The 17,286-nt window shown below is 73.9% G+C and carries 15 protein-coding genes; 8 read left to right on the forward strand and 7 right to left on the reverse strand.

Translation table 11 applies throughout. The features are described from left to right. Positions 1-24 precede the first annotated feature (24 nt). Positions 25-2,004: a putative bifunctional diguanylate cyclase/phosphodiesterase gene (locus tag Ani05nite_RS24960; protein ID WP_203772023.1), complete on the forward strand. Its 1,980-nt coding sequence runs from the start codon at positions 25-27 to the stop codon at positions 2,002-2,004. On the opposite strand, the gene Ani05nite_RS24965 is transcribed toward Ani05nite_RS24960, so the two are convergent. Then, entirely contained in the window at positions 1,994-2,494 is a 501-nt protein-coding gene (locus tag Ani05nite_RS24965) for a hemerythrin domain-containing protein (protein WP_203772025.1), read from the reverse strand. The two genes, Ani05nite_RS24960 and Ani05nite_RS24965, sit on opposite strands and share 11 nt — an antisense overlap. 123 nt (positions 2,495-2,617) lie before the next feature. Between Ani05nite_RS24965 and Ani05nite_RS24970 the strand changes: the two genes are divergently transcribed. Further along, positions 2,618-3,424: an MBL fold metallo-hydrolase gene (locus Ani05nite_RS24970; RefSeq protein ID WP_203772027.1), complete on the forward strand. Its 807-nt coding sequence runs from the start codon at positions 2,618-2,620 to the stop codon at positions 3,422-3,424. A gap of 153 nt (positions 3,425-3,577) precedes the next feature. Here the strand turns inward: Ani05nite_RS24970 and Ani05nite_RS24975 are convergent, their stop codons facing one another. Beyond that, positions 3,578-5,704, reverse strand: coding sequence for a catalase (locus Ani05nite_RS24975; protein WP_203772029.1), 2,127 nt, complete (start codon positions 5,702-5,704; stop codon positions 3,578-3,580). Between the two features lie 614 nt (positions 5,705-6,318). After that, on the reverse strand, positions 6,319-7,119 hold the full coding sequence (locus Ani05nite_RS24980) for an alpha/beta fold hydrolase (protein ID WP_239130591.1): 801 nt from the start codon (positions 7,117-7,119) through the stop codon (positions 6,319-6,321). A 1,877-nt stretch (positions 7,120-8,996) separates the two neighbouring features. Between Ani05nite_RS24980 and Ani05nite_RS24985 the strand changes: the two genes are divergently transcribed. Continuing rightward, positions 8,997-9,980, forward strand: coding sequence for a DMT family transporter (locus Ani05nite_RS24985; RefSeq protein WP_203772033.1), 984 nt, complete (start codon positions 8,997-8,999; stop codon positions 9,978-9,980). A gap of 406 nt (positions 9,981-10,386) precedes the next feature. On the opposite strand, the gene Ani05nite_RS24990 is transcribed toward Ani05nite_RS24985, so the two are convergent. Together Ani05nite_RS24990 and Ani05nite_RS24995 are read right to left on the reverse strand one after the other, a co-directional pair. Beyond that, complete coding sequence (locus tag Ani05nite_RS24990; protein ID WP_203772035.1) at positions 10,387-10,842, reverse strand: GNAT family N-acetyltransferase; 456 nt, start codon at positions 10,840-10,842, stop codon at positions 10,387-10,389. A gap of 191 nt (positions 10,843-11,033) precedes the next feature. Then, a complete protein-coding gene (locus Ani05nite_RS24995) occupies positions 11,034-11,801 on the reverse strand; it encodes an NAD-dependent epimerase/dehydratase family protein (RefSeq protein ID WP_203772037.1) in 768 nt (255 codons plus the stop codon). A gap of 285 nt (positions 11,802-12,086) precedes the next feature. Between Ani05nite_RS24995 and Ani05nite_RS25000 the strand changes: the two genes are divergently transcribed. The 5 genes from Ani05nite_RS25000 to Ani05nite_RS25020 are packed head-to-tail and all read left to right on the forward strand — an operon-like array spanning position 12,087 to position 15,313. Then, positions 12,087-12,713 (forward strand): redoxin domain-containing protein, encoded by a 627-nt coding sequence (locus Ani05nite_RS25000; protein WP_203772039.1) that lies wholly within the window; start codon positions 12,087-12,089, stop codon positions 12,711-12,713. A gap of 39 nt (positions 12,714-12,752) precedes the next feature. Further along, complete coding sequence (locus tag Ani05nite_RS25005) at positions 12,753-13,211, forward strand: hypothetical protein (RefSeq protein WP_377881668.1); 459 nt, start codon at positions 12,753-12,755, stop codon at positions 13,209-13,211. Continuing rightward, positions 13,208-13,579, forward strand: a complete 372-nt coding sequence (locus Ani05nite_RS25010) for a VOC family protein (RefSeq protein WP_203772042.1) — start codon at positions 13,208-13,210, stop codon at positions 13,577-13,579. The genes Ani05nite_RS25005 and Ani05nite_RS25010 overlap by 4 nt, the downstream gene beginning before the upstream one ends. A gap of 19 nt (positions 13,580-13,598) precedes the next feature. Next, positions 13,599-14,069 carry a MarR family winged helix-turn-helix transcriptional regulator gene (locus Ani05nite_RS25015; RefSeq protein WP_203772044.1) on the forward strand — a complete coding sequence of 157 codons (471 nt, stop codon included), beginning with the start codon at positions 13,599-13,601 and terminating at the stop codon, positions 14,067-14,069. Further along, positions 14,066-15,313 (forward strand): MFS transporter, encoded by a 1,248-nt coding sequence (locus Ani05nite_RS25020; protein ID WP_203772046.1) that lies wholly within the window; start codon positions 14,066-14,068, stop codon positions 15,311-15,313. The genes Ani05nite_RS25015 and Ani05nite_RS25020 overlap by 4 nt, the downstream gene beginning before the upstream one ends. 32 nt (positions 15,314-15,345) lie before the next feature. Here the strand turns inward: Ani05nite_RS25020 and Ani05nite_RS25025 are convergent, their stop codons facing one another. Both Ani05nite_RS25025 and Ani05nite_RS25030 read right to left on the reverse strand, forming a co-directional pair. After that, positions 15,346-15,951 carry a hypothetical protein gene (locus Ani05nite_RS25025; RefSeq protein WP_203772048.1) on the reverse strand — a complete coding sequence of 202 codons (606 nt, stop codon included), beginning with the start codon at positions 15,949-15,951 and terminating at the stop codon, positions 15,346-15,348. Further along, on the reverse strand, positions 15,948-17,286 hold a 1,339-nt coding region (locus tag Ani05nite_RS25030), incomplete at its 5' end, for a hypothetical protein (protein WP_239130592.1). The genes Ani05nite_RS25025 and Ani05nite_RS25030, both read right to left, overlap by 4 nt.

The following is a 17,286-nucleotide window of genomic DNA, read 5'->3' on the forward strand; positions in this document are numbered from 1 at the left end:
GGCCCGGTGCCGAATAGAGCCGGCGTGATCAGGCGCATCCGGAGCCGCAGTGTCGTGCTGACGGCTGCCCTGACGGGGGTGCTGCTGGCACTGGCCGGGTACGTCATCCAGGGCACCGTGCACACCACCCGGGCCACCGAGCAGCAGAGCCACGCGCTGATCGTCGACTCGCTGTTCGCCGAGGCCCGGATCGCGATCGCGATGCAGGAGGTGAACCTGCGGCACTACCAGGTGGAGCCGTCCGTCGCGGTGGAACAGCGCTTCGCCCAGGTGGCGCTCACGGCGAACGACACCCTGGCGCGGATCGTCGCCGTGGACGCCGGTCAGGCCCGGGCCGACGCCCTGCGGCTGCGGGCCGAGCAGCTCGCGTACCAGGCGCTCGCCGAACGGCTGCTCGCGCTGATCTCCGACAGCGACCCCGCGCACGTCCAGCTCGACCGCCTGGAGGTCACGCCGGCCTTCTACACGCTGCAGGACGACGTGGACGAGGTCGCGCGGGCCTACCACGACGCCGCGCAGCTGCAGGTGGCGGCGCTGCGCCGGACCCAGGTACGGATGCTCGCGGGCACCTCGGTCGGCTTCGGGGTGGGCCTGACCCTGGTCGGCATGATCCTGCGGCTGGTGCTGAGCTACCAGCGCCGGCTGGTCGAGCAGGCCACGGAGAGCCGGCACCTGGCCCTGCACGACCCGCTCACCGGGCTGCCCAACCGCACCCTGTTCGGCCAGCGGCTGCGGGCCGCGCTCGACGGTGTCGCCGCCGGCGGCCACCAGGTGGCCCTGATGGTCATCGACCTCAACGGCTTCAAGGCCGTCAACGACACCATGGGTCACCACGCCGGCGACCTGGTGCTGCTGGAGTCGGGGCGGCGGCTGGCCGCCGGCGTCGGCCCCGACGGCGTGGTGGCCCGCCTCGGCGGCGACGAGTTCGCCGTGCTGCTGCCGCGGGTCTCCGGCGTCGCGGCGGCCACCGAGCTGGCCGAGCGGCTGGTCGGCTCGCTGCGGCGCGACTTCCTGCTGGACGAGGGCCCGGCGGCGATCAGCGGCAGCCTCGGCATCGCGCTGGGCCCGCTGCACGGCGCCGGCGACGAGCTGTTCCGGCACGCCGACGCGGCGATGTACCGGGCCAAGGGCGCCGGCGGCGGCGTCGCCGTCTACGACGCCGCGCGCGACGCCGAGACCCCCGACCGGATGCAGCTCTTCGCCGACCTGCGGGCCCTGCTCGACAGCGGCGACCCGGACGGCGAGCTGCAGCTGTACTACCAGCCCCAGGTCCGCCTGGGCGACGGCTCGGTGGCCTCGGTGGAGGCCCTGGTCCGCTGGGCCCACCCCGGGCGCGGACTGCTCATGCCAGCCACGTTCCTGCCGGTCGCCGAGAGCCGCGGCCTCGAGGTGCGGCTGACCGACCACCTGCTGGGGCTGGCGGTACGGCAGGCGGCGCGCTGGCGGGCGGCGGGGCGCGCGTACCGGGTGGCGGTGAACGTGTCGCCGGGCTGCCTGATCGACGCCGGGTTCGTGGGCCGCGTGCTGCGTACCCTCGCCGGGGCCGGGCTGCCGCCGCAGCTGCTGTGCCTGGAACTGACCGAGACCAGCATCATGGCCGACCCGGACCGGGCGGTCCGCGCGCTGCACGAGATCCGCCAGCGGGGCGTCACCGTCTCCGTCGACGACTTCGGCACCGGCTTCAGCTCGCTGGCCCAGCTGCGCCGGGTGCCGGCCGACGAGCTCAAGATCGACCGTACGTTCGTCCGCGACCTCACCCCCGGCACCCCGGACGAGGTGATGGTGCGCAGCGCGGTCGACCTCGGCCACAACCTGGGCCTGGCGCTGGTGGCCGAGGGCGTGGAGGACGTGGCGGCGCTGCCCCGGCTGCGCGCGATGGCCTGCGAGTACGCCCAGGGCTACGCGCTGAGCCGTCCCGTGCCGGCCGACCGGCTCCCGCAGGCGTGCCGGGACGCCGAGCTCGTGGTGGCCGCGGCCCTGGGCCTGCCCGCGCTCAGTCCGTGATCGCGTCGACCGCCTTCTTCAGCGCCGAGGGCTGAGCCGGCGAGCGCGGCGCCTTCTCCCGCAGCTCGATCATCCGGGCGCCGATCTCCTGCAACTGCTTGCGGGACAGCCCCTCGCGCACCTTGGGGAACCAGTCCTGCTCCTCCTCCTCGACGTGGTGCGTCACGTTCTCGATCAGCACGGTCGTCTTGGCGTCGAAGCGCTCGTCCTCCGGCTTCATCGCGTACAGCTCGGCGCAGAGCACGTCGGCCACGTGGTGCTCCTCGTACGACTCGAGCACGTCGTCCTCCAGGTCCGGCAGCAGCTGGCGGACCTCCGGGTACATGCACTCGTTCTCGAGGTAGGTGTGCACGGTGAGCGCCTCGATGATGTCCTTGACGATGGCGCCCTTGCGCTCGGTGGCGTCCTCGGCGGCGTTCTGGAACTGTTTGAAGAGCCGCCGCATCTCTTTGTGGTCGTTCTTGAGCAGGACGATGGCGTCGGTGGACATGGTGGCACCCCTTCTCGGCGAAGATCCCGGCTGCACGGCGTTCCCGCCGCCGACGTGACCCAAACCTGCCGCCGCGACGGTATGGAGCCGCTCCGTGGGGGTATGCGCCGCCCGGAGGTGCCCATGGATGCCCGCAACGACCCACGCGCCAGCGTGATGTTCATCGGCAACGCGACCACCGTGTTGCAGCTCGGCGAGTTCACCCTGCTGACCGACCCGAACTTCGTGCCCGCCGGCAGCCGGGTGCACCTCGGCTACGGCATGTGGACGCGGCGCCTGGTCGATCCGGCCCGCTCGATCGGGCAGCTGCCGCCGTTCGACGCGGTGCTGCTGTCGCACTTCCACGGCGACCACTGGGACCGGGTCGCGACCGCGGAGGTGCCTTCGACGACGCCGATCATCACCACCCCGCAGGCCCGGCGCAGTCTGCGCCGGCGCAAGTTTCTCGACGTGCACGGCCTGCCGACCTGGGAGACGCACGACTGGTCGCGCGGGCGCCAGCGGCTGCGGGTGACCGCGGTGCCCGGCCGGCACGGCCCCGGCGTCATGGACCGGCTGCTACCGGACGTGATGGGCTCGGTCGTGGAACTGGAGGAGGACGGCCGGTGCCGGCTGCGGCTCTACATCACCGGCGACACGCTGTGCCGGCCGTTCCTCGAGCAGGTGCCGCGCCGGTGCGGGGACATCGACGCCATGATCATCCACCTGGGCGGCACGAAGATCCTCGGCATGCTGCTCACCATGGACGATCGGCAGGGGGTGGCCGCCACCGAGCTGATCCGGCCCGGGCTCACCATTCCCGTGCACCATGAGGACTACACGGTGATGAAGTCGCCGCTGGGGGCGTATGTGAGCCGGGCCCGCGAGCACGGGCTCGCCGGCATCCGGCCGATCACCCGGGGCGAGACCCTCGAGCTGCCGCTGCGCTGAGCCGTACCGGGCCGGGCTGGGCGCTGTTTCCGGGCTGGCCGCTGGTCGGGCTGGCCGCTGGGTCGGGCTGGGCACTGGGCTGGGCCGGCCGGTGGGCTGGGCCGGCCGCTGGGTCGGGGGTCCGGCCCCCGGCCCAGCGGCAGCAACGGCGGGTTATGCGGTCGGTGCCGAGGCGGCCATGACCTGCGGGGTGCGGGCCCAGACCCGGTGCAGGCCCAGCGCCGCGACCAGCTGCTTGCGGTAGCCGGCGGTCATGCCGTCGGCGAGCAGGATGCCCGGCGCCTCGACGTCGACCCCGGCAGTGCGCAGCGCCCCGACGCCGTCGCCCCACGCGCCGATCGGCTTGGCGTGGCGGAACGCCTCCTGCAGCAGCACGGTCAGCTTGACGTCGGCCAGGCCGCCCGCGCCGTCGGCGATCAGCAGCGCGTCGTACTCGATGGACCGGGTGGTCAGCAGGGTCCGCTCGATGATCTCCTTGCGCAGCCCCTTGACCAGCTCGCCGCCGTGCGAGGCGATGACCCGCAGGACGGCGCCCTGGGCGGCCAGCGCGTCGCGCAGCTTGCCGATCCCGGCCAGGTCCGCCTTCGGACCGGCCACCACGCCCACGACGCGGCCGGCGATCGGGCCGGGCACCCCGGTGATCTGCGACAGCGCGGGGGACGGCTGCACGCCGGTGACCGGCTCCCCGGCCGGCGCCGGCAGACCGAGACCCGCGGCGACCTGCGCGCACAGTCCGCTGTCCACCTTGGCCAGCACGCCGAGCATGCGCTCGCGGATCGTCTGTTCGTAACACTTGCCCAGCTCGAAGGTGAACGCCTCGATGAGGTGGACCTTCTCGACCTCGCTCAGGCTGGCGTAGAACATCGCCGGCTGGCTGAAGTGGTCGTCGAACGTGACCGGGTTCGCGCGTACCTTCTCGCCCTCGACCAGCCGCGGCACGTGCACGAAGCCGCCCTCGGGCGCGCCCGCGGGCGCGGGGCCCTCGGCCCCGGCCAGGCTGTTCGGCAGGTAGGGGGCGATGCCGCGGTGCACGGCGGTCTGGTGCATGCCGTCGCGCAGGTTGTCGTTGACTGGCGCGTGCGGCCGGTTGATCGGCAGCTGCGGGAAGTTCGGGCCGCCGAGCCGGGTCAGCTGGGTGTCCAGGTACGAGAACATCCGCGCCTGCATCAGCGGGTCGTTGGTGACCTCGATGCCGGGCACCAGGTGGCCGGTGTGGAAGGCCACCTGCTCGACCTCGGCGTGGTAGTTGTCCGGGTTGCGGTTGAGCGTGAGCAGCCCGATCGGCTGCACCGGGGCCAGCTCCTCCGGGACGAGCTTGGTGGGGTCGAGCAGGTCGATCCCCTCGAAGGTCTCCTCGGCGCTGTCCGGCATCACCTGGATGCCCAGCTCGTACTCCAGGAACGCGCCCGCGTCGATGGCGTCGGCCAGGTCCCGGCGGTGGAAGTCCGGGTCCACCCCGGCGGCGATCTGCGCCTCCTCCCACACCAGCGAGTGCACGCCCGCGACCGGCTTCCAGTGGAACTTCACCAGGTGCGTGCCGCCGTCGGCGTCGACCAGGCGGAAGGTGTGCACCCCGAAGCCCTCCATGGTCCGGTACGAGCGCGGGATGCCGCGGTCGGACATGTTCCAGAAGACGTGGTGGGTGGCCTCGGTGTGCAGCGAGACGAAGTCCCAGAACGTGTCGTGGGCCGACTGCGCCTGCGGGATCTCCCGGTCCGGGTGCGGCTTGCCGGCGTGGATGATGTCCGGGAACTTGATGCCGTCCTGGATGAAGAACACCGGGATGTTGTTGCCGACCAGGTCGACGTTGCCCTGCTCGGTGTAGAACTTCACCGCGAAACCGCGGGTGTCGCGCACGGTGTCGGCGGAGCCACGCGAGCCCAGCACGGTGGAGAAGCGGACGAACACCGGCGTCTCCTTGCCGGCCTCGGCCAGGAAACCGGCCTTGGTGACCGACGCGGCACTGCCGTACGCCCGGAACACCCCGTGGGCGGCGGCGCCGCGCGCGTGCACGACCCGCTCCGGGATCCGCTCGTGGTCGAAGTGGGTGATCTTCTCCCGCAGGTGGAAGTCCTCCAGCAGCGACGGCCCGCGCGGGCCCGCCTTCAGGGAGTGGTCGGTGTCGCTGAGCCGCAGACCCTGGGCCGTGGTGAGAAACTCCCCGGTCTGCAGGCCCTGCTCCGGAGCCAGCGCCGGGGCCAGCGGGGTGGTCTCCGCCGGTTCCATGGCGGCCGGGCTCGGCACGGTGGGCTCGGACTTACGGGGGCGCTTCACAGCCATTGCTGTCCTCGTCTCGGAGCGGGGGCACGGTCGATGTGCCTTGGTCCGGTTCCCCTGGGGGATCGTCCGAAACGCTCCTTTGATCGGATTCCGGGGCGGGAGGGTCCGGGGTCGGGCCTGGGGCGGTGGCGCGGTCAGGGAATCGTCGACCGGCTCGCGGGCCGGTCGGCTCGCGGCCGTGCCCGCAGTGGTGATCGCGTTGTGGGTGGTGGCGGGTGCGGGGGTCTTCGTCGGGGTCGCGCTGCTGCGACGGCACGCGGAGATCGACGCCGTTCTCGCCGAGTCCGTGGTGGGGCACGGCCGCGGTTGGGGTGGTGATGGCGGGTGCGACTGGGGACGTGGTTGCGGGGTCTTAAGTCCGGACCGCCTGTCTTACTAGCTCGCGGTGGTAATGGCGTTGCGCGTGATGGCTGGTGCGACGACCGCATCATGGCCGCCACCCCGACCCCAACGCCCGAGCGTTGGCACTGGGGGATGTGGTTGTGGGGTCTATGTCCGCGTCGCGTCGCGTGCCGGCCGGCGAAGGTTACGGCCAGTCGGGCCCACTGCTACGCCCGCGCTGGTGATGGCGTTGTGCGTGATGGCGGGTGCGACTGGGGTCGTGGTCGCGGGGTCTATGTCCGCGCTGCGTACCGGTCCGCGAAGGCTACGGCCAGCCGGGCCACTACTACGCCCGCGGTGGTGATCGCGTTGTGCGCCGCGGCGGGCACCACTCCGGTGACGGCTTCCGGTGTCAGGCGGGCTGCCTGGGCGAGCCAGCGGGTCGGCGCGATCGGGTCGTGCTCCCCGCGCAGGAACAGCACTGGCGCCTGCACCAGCGGCAGCCGGTGATCGATGCGGTGCCGGACCGACAGGCGCAGGGTGCTCAGGATCCGGCGCGGACGAGCGTCGCGGACGTCGGCCGCGATGATGCTGGCCTGCCGCGGATCCTCCCGCGCCAGGTCGACCAGCCAGCGGCCGGCCTGGGCGGCGGCGGTGGGCGCGGCCGGGTCGACGGTCGGCCCGACCAGCACCAGGGCGGAGACGAGATCCGGCCGCTGGGCGGCCAACTCGACGGCGACCTGACACCCTAACGAGTTGGCCAGCACCCGGGCGCCGGTCAGACCCTCGGCGTCCATCCACGCGGCGACGACCGCGCAGTGCTGCTCGACGTTGTAGACCTGCCGCGGCTTGCCGGACAACCCGAAACCCGGCAGATCCGGCACGTGCACCGGCCCACCCGTCAGCGCGGCGGCGGTAGGCATGAGATACCGGTGCGACACGGCCAGACCGTGCAGCAGCACCCAGGGCGGTCCGACGCCGGCGGCCCGCGACCGGACGTGCAACCGCAGGCCCCCGACCGGCGTCCACCGGCTGACGAACCCGTCGGCGGTCCGCGGTGCGGCGTGCGCCAGGCGGCGCTGGGCCGGGCTCATCCGTGCAATATGTCGCATCACCGGCCCGATATACCCCTGGGCGGCCCCGCGAACCGTTCCCACCCCCGATCGTCTGATATTCGTCAGTTCCGGCGGGCGACGCACGCGCCGACCTGGAATAGATGGCCGCCGACGCGCTATCCGCGGACGGTTTCCTCGTCTTCACAAAGGCGCGCAATTCAAGGGCGCGAATAACTCTGCTCTTACGAATGTGTCGGGCGCGATCTCCTTAGGGCGATCTCAGGAAGTTATGGCTGCCGGTATGTCGATGTTGGCTTGCCGGGGCGGTCAGGTCGCTGGACATCCGGGCCAGCTCGTGTCGGGTGCGGACAGGAGTGCCTGTCCGGTGAGGGGCGAGGCTTGGCCCGCCGCGGGTCAACGCCAGCCCTCGGGCGGGGTGTCGTGGTGGCCCGCGGAGGTCTTGGCATGCGCTCACGCCCCTGGTGCGATGGGGGCCGTGCCACTTGGCGGGTGCCGCCAAGTGGGGCCACGTCGGTAGCCGATGGCGACGCCTTCCGGTGGCTTTGTGTCGTGGGCGTAGCGGCGCGCGTTGGTGGAGCGGTGTCGTGGGTCGGTCCCACCTGGTGGGGTTTGTGCCGTGGGAGCGCAGTGCCTTGTCGGGAGCGGTGGGCATCGCCTGGTGGTGGGTTGTCGCGTGGGTCCGCAGCGCCGGCTGGTCGCGCGGTGGGGCTGGCCTGCGTTGCCTGGTTCGGGGTTTTCTTCTGAGTGCGCAAGGGCTGATGGTGGAGCGGTGTCGATGGCGTGCAGCGCCCGGTGGTGGGTCGCGTCGCACGTTCGCGGCGCAAGCTGGCGGAGCGGCGTGGCTGGCGTGCTTCGCCTGGTGGCGGGCTGTGTCGCGCGTCCTCAGCGCGTGAGGGAATCGCGTCCTGGAAGGAAACCGCGTCCTGGACCGGGATCGCGTGGTGAGGACCGGCGTCACTGGCTCGCGGCGCGTGCTGGTGAGGCTGCGCCGTAGGGCGGCCCGTCCGGTGATGGGGCAGTGCCGTAGGGCGGTCCGGCGGGTGATGGGGCTGTGTCGCAGGCCGGCCCGGCGGGTGGTGGGGCTGTGCCGTAGGGCGGTCCGGCGGGTGGTGGGGCTGTGGTGTCGCAGGCCGGCCCGGCGGGTGGTGGGGCCGTGTCGCAGGGCGGCGCGCCAGGTGGTCGAGCTGTGCGGCAGGCGTGATCGGCGGCGCAGAGTCCTGGGCGTGCCGTGGTGGTCTGCGCTGAGAGCTCGCAGTGCTCTGCGCGGTGACCCGCTCGGCGCGCTGAGCAGGCAACGGCGCAGGACCACTCGATGCCGGTCCCCGTTGTGGCGCGCCGACGGTCTCCGTCCGTCCCGGCTGCCGCCGGCATGCCGCCGGACCCATGACGGCCATCCGCTCGCCCTCCGGTCGCGGGCGAGCCGACCGCTCTGCGGAAGGCGATGCGCAAGCCTGCGCGGACGGCAAGCCACCGGCATCGCCGGTCGCCCGGAGGTCCTGCGATCCCTGGCGCACCCGGCGCAGGCGTTCGGCGTGGCGCCGCGCCAGACCCCAGGCGCGACGGCGCTCATGAACACGCCGGAACTCCGCCCGCTCGGGCGAGTAATTGCGGGACCTGGTGCGGTCGCGCAGGGCGGCCACCTCGGCCGCGGTGAGCAATTCGAGCTGCCGCATGGGAAACATTGTCGCGCGCCGGTCCGACAATTTTCGACCCTGATCGGCAGTCGATCACGCCGATTATTCGGCTCCCGCGATAAGGACTGAAGTGTGCTACATCACGTATGCGGTCCGGCCGACCCGAACTGCCTGCTCGTCGCCCTCGACGGGGAGGAAGACGTGCCGGGGGATTCCGGCGGCGGCCAAAAAGTGTCGTACCCATGAGGCAGAGTGTCAGGAGTGCGTAGCCTGACCGCTCCTGACACGTCCCAGCCGCGCGCCTGGCTGCCCAGCTTCCTGCTGCTGGCCGCCGTCTGGGGCACGAGTTTCCTGTTCATCAAGGTCGGCGTCCGCGAGCTGCACCCCCTGTGGCTCACGTTCGCCCGGGTCGCCGCCGGTGTCACCGTGCTGCTGGTGGTGCTCGCCATCACTCGGGACAGGCTGCCGCGCGATGCGCGGCTCTGGGGCCATCTCGCGGTGGTGGCCGCGCTGGGCGTCGCGGTGCCCTTCACCCTCTTCGGGTACGGCGAACAGCGCGTCTCCTCGGCGCTCGCCGGCATCTGGAACGCCGCCACGCCACTGGTCGCGTTGCCGCTGGCGGCGCTGGTGTTCCGCACCGAGACGCTGACCCGGCGCCGGGTGGCCGGGATCGCGACCGGCTTCCTGGGCGTCCTGGTGGTGCTGGGCGTGTGGCGCGACATCGGCGGCTCCCAGCTCACCGGCCAGCTCATGTGCTTCGGCGCGGCGATGTGTTACGCCGTGGCGATCCCGTACCAGAAGAAGTTCATCGCCGGCCGCGCCGGTTCCGGGGTGTCGATGGCCGCCGGGCAGTTGCTGATGGCGCTGCTCCAGCTGGCCGTGCTGGCGCCCCTGCTCGCCGGCGCACCGCCATCGCCGGCGGCTTTGTCCCTGCCGGTGGTCGTCTGCGTGCTGGCGCTGGGCGCGCTCGGCACCGGGCTGGCGTTCGTGCTGAATCTGCGCGTGATCCGGGTCGCCGGGGCCAGCACGTCCGCGTCGGTGACCTACCTGATGCCGGTGGTGGCCACCGTGGTCGGCGTGCTGATCCTCGGCGAGCACCTGGTCTGGAACCAGCCGCTGGGCGCGCTGATCGTGCTGACCGGCGTGGCGGTCTCGCAGGGCGTGCTGACGCGCCGCCGCCGCGACCCGCGACCGCCGGACGACCCGACGGTCCTGCAGCCGGGCACGGCGGCGGTCACATCATGACTGTCGGACGACCCTGGCCCGGGTTACGACCTTCGAGGCCGACAGGCGAACTCTCGTCGAGTGGGTGGTGGCGACGAAGACGTTCGTCCTGGCTTTGGCCGGCCGGTCACACCAGTCCGGCTGGCGCATGGGGGAGGGGCGGCCGGTAGCGGACTTAGGGTCGCAGACCGCAGGGCGGCTCGTAGGGCGGTGGCCCGGTGTCGCCGGGCCGACCCGCGGCCCAGAAGCCCGGCATAGCGGCCGCCGCATCATGGCCACGCCCGGGCTGGTGGCGGCGGCGACGTCGTGGCTGCTCGGCGTCGCGGTCGCATCGTGGCCACGCCCGGCTCGGTGGCGGCCGCACCATGGCAATGTCCTGCCCCGGCGGCGGTCGCATCATGATCCGTCGCAGGGCTCGGGGATCAGCTCAGCCGTGCCCCAGGATCGCGGCCCGGGTGGGGCGGCGGTCGATCTCCATGAAGCGGTCCGCGCCCTCCAGCGCCGTGAAGCCGGAGCGCCGGTACACCTCGTGCGCGTCCCGGGTCGCCAGCAGGAAGCGCGCGACCCCCGCCGCGGACAGGTCCTCGACGATGCTGTCGACCAGCCACTGGCCCAGTCCTCGCCCGCGGTGGCCGGCGGCGACGAACACGTCGCAGATCCATGCGAAGGTCGCGCCGTCGGTGACGACCCGGGCGAACGCCACCTGCTCGCCGTCGGCGAGGACCGCGTACGGCTGGGAGCCCTCGAGCGCCCGCACCGTCACCTCGTAGGGCCGCCCGGCCGCCCAGTACGACTCCTCGGACAGCCACTGGTGGACGCGACCGAGGTCGACGCGTGCGGCGTCGTCCGTGAGCAGGTAACCGTCCCGCCGGCGTTCCCCCATGATGTCTCCCTCGTCAGACCCGACACAGGATGCCAGAGCGCGGTCGGGGTGCCGGGCCGTCCGGGGCCGGACAATGTGCAATTCCGGTCACATCGCGGTGGGCTGCGGCCCGCAGAGCCGGATGAGCCAAGCGAACGCGGCGTGCGGTCGGACAATCCGGGCGTGGGGATGCCGATCGGGGCCGGCGGCGATCAGGTCGGCCCGCCGAGCGGCGACTCCGGCATCGTGCCGCCGACCAGCCGGTGCTCCGGCGCGCTCAGGTCCGGCTCGCCGACCTTCGCCGCCCACCGTTCGGCGTCGTCGCGCGGCCGGTAGCCGATCGCGCGGCCGCCCTCCTCCGACCACCAGCGGCGGGTGTTGGCCGACACGCCCCAGACCAGCCGCCAGCCGGTCGCGGTGAGCGCGGCTTCCACCAGCCGTGCCGCGTCGCCGGGGGAGAGCCACGCCGACAGGTCGCGGGGGTTCTCCGGCTCCTCCGCGCACGAGCCGATCCGCAGGCAGCTCACGTGGATGCCGTACCGGTCGTGGTAGAGCCGGCCCAGCGCCTCCATGGCCGCCTTGCTCCACCCGTAGTAGGAGTCGGGCCGCGGCGGCACGTCGTCGGCCAGGCCCGCCGGGCCGGCGTCGCCGCGCTCGTAGAGGCCGGCCGCGTGGTTGCTCGAGGCCAGCACCACGCGCGGGACCCCGGCGTCGTGGGCGGCCTGCAGCACGCGCTCGGTGCCGCGCACGTTGACGTCCAGCACGTCCTCGAACGGCCCCTCCCCGGCGATCCCGCCCAGGTGCACGATCGCGTCGGCGCCCCGGCACGCCCGCTCGACCGCCGCCGCGTGGGTGACGTCCAGCGCCTCGACCCCGTTGCCCGCCCGCACGTCGGTCAGGCGCAGCTCGTGGTGGCCGAGCCGCTGCCGCAGCATCTGCCCGATGGACCCGGACGCGCCGGTCAGGAGAATCACCGCCATGGGCGCACAGTGCCCGCGCGGCGCGCGCTCATGCCGGCGATCTCGGCCCGCTTGCAGGGACGAGCCGGCCAGGTCCAGTCGGCGCCCGCGGGCTGCGCGCCGCCGCAGGACGAGAGGGTCCCACGCTGTCGTGGCGGTGTCACAGCGACGCGGCGGTGCGTCCGGGGCAGCCGCGGGCGGGGGCTGCCGGCCGCCGGTGGCCTGCGCGGAGGTGGTTGCGGCGGCCCCCACAAGCGTTCATCCGGGCTTCACAATGCCTACCTATTGGATGGATATGGTGGCGCCATGACGAGATCCGTGTACCTGGGCGCCGGCGAGTCGGAAGCCGTCCGCCGGAGCGACGAGGAGGCGGCGGTCCGGCGCCAGTTCGAGATGGACGCGGTCTGGAGCCGGATGATCGCCCCCGGCGGGCGGATCCCGGACCTGCCGCTGATCGAGGTGGACCTGGGCCCGATCCACCTGCGCCGGCTGCTGGACACCGGGCCGCTGGTGCTGGTCTTCATCCGGTACGCGGGCTCGGCCGCCTGCGAGGAGACCCTGGTGGCGTACGAGCGGACCCTGGCCCCGGCCTGCGCCGACCTCGACGCCCACCTGGTCGCGGTGAGCCCGCAGCGCGCCGAGCTGCTCGCGCCGGCCAAGCACCGCAACGACCTGAGCTACCTGGTGGCCGCCGACCCCCGGCACTCCCTGATCGACGCGTTCGGGATCGGCTACCCGGCGCCGGAGGCGATCGACAAGCTGGGCACGCGCCGCGCGGTGCTGCCCTACCCGAGCGTGGTGGTCGCCGACCGTGCCGGAACGGTCCGCTACGCCGACGTGCACCCCTTCACGGCCGCCCGCACCCCGGCGGCCCGGATCATCGCGACCCTGCGCCAGCAGATCTGCTCGATCCCGATGGCGCCGCGCCGCTGAACGACACGCCGACGTGGCGGGCGGGGGCGGGTGTACCCGGTGGTGGAGGGCCAGCGGAGTGCGCCACGGATCCGCCACGGCGGGCCGGCGAAGCGGCTGAAGGTTGCACTCGGGCGGCTAAAGGACGGGTCCGGTGAGACGGCCGTCGGATTTCCGGCCGCCAGCAGCAGCGGGTCGCCATCGCCCGGGCGCTCGCCGCGCCGACGGTTCCAGCAGGACCTGCGCCGGGTCAGCGCCGACACCGGCCGTACCTGTGTCTTCGTCACCCACAGCGTCGACGAGGCCGTCTTCCTCGGCGGCCGGGTCGTCGTGCTCAGCGCGCGGCCCGGCCGGGTCGCGCCGGACCGGCCGATCGGCCTGCCGCGGGCCGGCGTCGCGCCGGACGAGCTGCGCGGGCTGCCCGCCTACGCCGCGCTGCGCCCGGAGATCGGCCATGCCGTGCGCGCCTCGGCCACCGTGCCGGCGGGCCGCGGGAAAGCTGGCACGATGGCCGCATGACCCTCGATCTGTTCGCGGGCGTGCCGGTCCACGACTATCCCGCGGCGGTGGCCTGGTACGAGCAACTCCTCGGTGCGCCGCCGTCGTTCCTGCCCAACGACATCGAGGCGGTGTGGGAGCTCGCCGAGCACCGGTTCCTCTATGTCGTGGTGCGCCCGGAGCGGGCCGGGGGCGCCGAGCACACGGTGTTCGTCAGCGACTTCGACGCCCGCCTGGCCGCGATCGCCGCGCGGGGCCTGGCGCCGGCCGAGAGCGAGACCTACGGGAACGGCGTGCGCAAGGCGGTCTTCCGGGACCCGGACGGCAACGAGATCGGTTTCGGCGGCGCGCCGGTCCAGGGCACGGCGGCGGCACCCGGATTTGTATAAGTGCTGTTACAGTTTCTCGATGCCGCCGCCCGACCTGCTCGACAGCAGCTACTACGGTCCCCTGTTCCGCCTGCTCTCCGACATGGACGCCGACATCGCCGGGCTCTACGCCGAGGCCGGCATCGAGGGGGTGCGCACCCGCTTCGTCGGCCCGATGATCGAACTGTCCCGGTCCGGCCCGCTGACCATCAAGGAGATCGCCGAACGGCGCGCGGTCAGCCATTCCGCGATGAGCCAGACCGTGGCCGCGATGCGCAAGGCCGGCTGGGTGGAACCCGCCGAGGACACCGACGGCCGCAAACGCCCGGTCCGGCTCACCGCCCGGGCCCGGGAGATCGTGCCGTTCCTGCAGGCCGAGTGGCGGGCCACCGAGGCGACCGTACGGGCCCTGGACGCCGAGCTGCCGTACCCGATCATGAGCGTGGTGGCCGACATCCGGGCCGCGCTGAGCGCCCGACCGTTCGCCCAGCGGCTGCGCGAGCACCTGTGAACGCCCTCGACTCGCTCGTGGACCTGCGCCCGCTGCGCCGGCACCCGACGTTCCGCCGGCTGTGGCTGGGCACCACCGCCTCCGGGTTCGGCAGCCAGTTCGGCGCGTTCGCCGTCGTCTACTACGTCTGGGAACGCACCCGTAGCCCGGCCATGGTCGGCCTGGTCGGCCTGGTCACCGCCGGGCCGCTGATCGTGCTGGCGCTGGCCGGCAGCGCCTTCGCCGACCACGTCGATCGGCGCCGGCTCGCGGCGGGGTGCGCGTACGGCCAGCTCGCGGTGAGCGCCGGGATGGCCGTCGTGGCCGCCTCCGGCATGGGCGGCGTCGCGCCGATGCTGGTCCTGGCCGGCGCCGGCTCCGGCCTGGCCGCGCTGGGCGGTCCCGCCAAACGCGCTTTCATCCCGGCCCTGCTCAGCGGCGAGCGGCTGGCCGCCGGGCTGGCCCTCAACCACCTGTCGTTCCAGCTGGCCATGCTGCTCGGCCCCGCCGCGGCCGGCCTGGTCACCGCCGCCTGGGGCCTCACCTGGTGCTTCGTCATCGACGCGGCCACCTTCGGCCTCGCCCTGGTGGGCATCGCCGGGCTGCCCCGCGGCGTGCGGGGCGGCGAGGGCCGCCCCGGGGCGGCGGCGATCCGCGCCGGGCTGGCCTTCGCCGCCCGGACCCCCGAGGTCCGCGGCGCGTTCCTGGCCGACCTGGCCGCCACGCTGCTGGCCATGCCGTTCGCGCTGTTCCCGATGATCAACCAGGAGCGGTTCGGCGGCCGGCCGGAGATCCTCGGGCTGTTCACCACGGCCGTGGCCGTCGGCGGGGTGCTCGCGTCCGTGCTGTCCGGGCTGGCCACCCACCGCCGGCGGCCCGGCACGGTGCTGCTGGTCTGCGGCGCGGTCTGGGCCGTGGCGCTGGGACTGGTCGGGCTCTCCGGGCACCTGCTGGTGGTCCTCGCCCTGCTCGCCGTGGCCGGCGGCGCCGACACCTGGGCGGTGGTCTCGCGGGGCACGGTGGTGCAGTTGTCGACGCCGGCGGCGTACCGGGGGCGGGTGGCCTCGCTGGAGCACATCGTCGGCGCGGCCGGCCCCCAGCTGGGCAACCTGCGCGCGGGCCTGGTCGCGACGGTGACCTCCGGCGCCGCGGCGCTGGCCCTCGGCGGCGTCCTCGGCGTGCTGGCGGCCGGGGCGATCGCCCTGACCACGCCGGCGCTGCGCCGCTTCACCGTCGACGACCGGGTCGCCGGGGACGGGCCGTGACCGCGGGCCGCCCGGGGGCGGCCCGCGGAGGTTCACTGCTGGGCGGCCTCGGCGGGCGGGCGCTGGGCCGGACCCGCCATCGCGTACGCGACGAGCCCGCCGGCCGCGAGCAATCCGGCCGTCACCGCCGCCGCGGTGCTCGCCGGGGGCTGGGCCGGCCACGTCAGGACCCGCCCGAGCAGCGGCTCCGCACGGGGGAACAGAACCGCGGCCAGCGTCCAGCCCAGCGGCATGAACCAGGCCCGGGCGGTGCCCATCGTCGCGGCGCCCAGGGCGGTCAGCCCCAGCAGCCCGGCGGCGTCGCGCACCACCAGCCCGGCCGGGCCGAAGCGCGCGCCGGTCGCCGCCGTCACCAGCAGCAGCACCACGACGACCAGGAACGCCGCCAGCAGGTGCGTGACCCGCCGCCGCGGCCAGCGCAGCCCGGCCGTGGCGTCCAGGGCGTCGTCCGGCCCGCCGAGCGTGGCGGTCACGGCGGCGACCAGCAGCAGGACCGTCAGGATGACCATCACCGGACCCACGGTGGGGCTGTCCGAGAACACCGACCACAGCGACCACATCAGCGCCGCGCAGCCGCCGGCCAGGGCCAGCGCCATCGGGGTGCCCCGCGAGCGCAGGTAGAGCGTGAGCCCCCTCATGGCGTCGCCCGCGAGAGCATGCCGTCGGTGGCCGAGCAGGCCAGGGCGGCCCGGCGCAGGGCCACGACCCGGGCCTGCGCCTCGGCGGCGGGCAGCTGCCGCAGGGCCTGCCACACCTGCACGGCCTCGCCGGTGACCTCGGGGTCGTCGGTCTCGCCGGCCACCGGCTCCCGTCCGGCCAGCCAGGCGGCGGCCGCCACCCGGTCGGTCCATCCGGCGGACCGGGAGCACCCGGGCGGGCTGGCGAACGCCCCGAACGCGACCTGCGCGGGCACACCCTCGTCGTCCCGGAGGTGGCCGTGCGGGCCGACCTCGATGCGGAGCAGGGCCACGTCCGCGTGCCACGGCGGGTGGATCTCGGGCACGTACGAAGTGGTGTCCTCGTGCACCGCGACCGGACCGCCCGGCAGTTTCCTCAGCAGCGCCAGGCCCTCCCGCGCCCGCGGGGTCACCTCGGCGAGCAGTCCGGAGTGGGCCCGGCTCACGCACACGCGCGGCTCGTCCCGGGTGCACACCAGCTCCCGGGCCACCGGATCGATCGCGTCGGTGACCAGCCTGTTCTCGTGAGGCATGAGGCCGACCGCCAGCGCAGCGCCCAGCGCCACCGGCAGCAGCGCGGCCACCCGGAGCCGCCACCCGCCGGAGGTGACCAGCAGCACGGCGGCGACGGCGAGAGCGGCCAGCCAGACCGCCTGGGCGGCGCTGGCCCGGCCGGGCACGGCCGCCCAGGCGCCCGGCATGTTCATCTCGTAGATCGGCGAGAACACCAGGGCCAGCCAGCCCCGGGGCCGGGTCGCCATGGGGATGAGCAGCAGCAGGGCCAGGCCGGCCACCCCCAGCGCCGGGGCGGTCACCAGCGACGGCAGCAGGCGGCCGACCGCCAGGCCGACCCAGACCGCCGCGATCAGCGCCAGGACGCCGACGGCGGTGACGACCAGAACCGACACGGGGAGGTACCGGGCGGTGCCGATGATCCACAGCGCCCCGGCCACCCCCGCCGCCAGGTAGCCGCACGCCACCGCGAGCGCCATCGCCCCGAGCGTCGGCACCACCCGCTGCGCCGTCGGGCGGGGAGTGCTGGCGAACAGTTCCGCCACGTTCGACCGGTGCTCGCGGCGGGCCTGCCAGGCGCCGGCGGCCAGCGCCAGGGGCCACAACAGGGCCAGGTAGAGCCGCTGCGCCATGGCCAGCTGCAGCCACCCGTCGGCGAACCCGATCCCCTCGGCGAAGAACAGCAGCAGCACGCCGACCACCAGCAGGACCAGGGCGGACCCGGCCGCCGCCGAGCGGCGCAGCTCGATACCGAGAACGCGGATCATCGGCCGGCCGCCGTCC

This window comes from Actinoplanes nipponensis (assembly GCF_016862275.1).
GTDB classification, from domain to species: domain Bacteria; phylum Actinomycetota; class Actinomycetes; order Mycobacteriales; family Micromonosporaceae; genus Actinoplanes; species Actinoplanes nipponensis.

What these genes read in the sequence shown, in the direction of transcription:
- Ani05nite_RS24965 (WP_203772025.1), bottom strand. Translation starts at nt 2,494, where the DNA reads ATGTCCACCGACGCCATCGTCCTGCTCAAGAACGACCACAAAGAGATG.
- Ani05nite_RS24975 (WP_203772029.1), bottom strand. Translation starts at nt 5,704, where the DNA reads ATGGCTGTGAAGCGCCCCCGTAAGTCCGAGCCCACCGTGCCGAGCCCG.
- Ani05nite_RS25000 (WP_203772039.1), top strand. Translation starts at nt 12,087, where the DNA reads ATGACGAGATCCGTGTACCTGGGCGCCGGCGAGTCGGAAGCCGTCCGC.
- Ani05nite_RS25025 (WP_203772048.1), bottom strand. Translation starts at nt 15,951, where the DNA reads ATGAGGGGGCTCACGCTCTACCTGCGCTCGCGGGGCACCCCGATGGCG.
- Ani05nite_RS24990 (WP_203772035.1), bottom strand. Translation starts at nt 10,842, where the DNA reads ATGGGGGAACGCCGGCGGGACGGTTACCTGCTCACGGACGACGCCGCA.
- Ani05nite_RS24995 (WP_203772037.1), bottom strand. Translation starts at nt 11,801, where the DNA reads ATGGCGGTGATTCTCCTGACCGGCGCGTCCGGGTCCATCGGGCAGATG.
- Ani05nite_RS25015 (WP_203772044.1), top strand. Translation starts at nt 13,599, where the DNA reads ATGCCGCCGCCCGACCTGCTCGACAGCAGCTACTACGGTCCCCTGTTC.
- Ani05nite_RS24970 (WP_203772027.1), top strand. Translation starts at nt 2,618, where the DNA reads ATGGATGCCCGCAACGACCCACGCGCCAGCGTGATGTTCATCGGCAAC.
- Ani05nite_RS24980 (WP_239130591.1), bottom strand. Translation starts at nt 7,119, where the DNA reads ATGAGCCCGGCCCAGCGCCGCCTGGCGCACGCCGCACCGCGGACCGCC.
- Ani05nite_RS25010 (WP_203772042.1), top strand. Translation starts at nt 13,208, where the DNA reads ATGACCCTCGATCTGTTCGCGGGCGTGCCGGTCCACGACTATCCCGCG.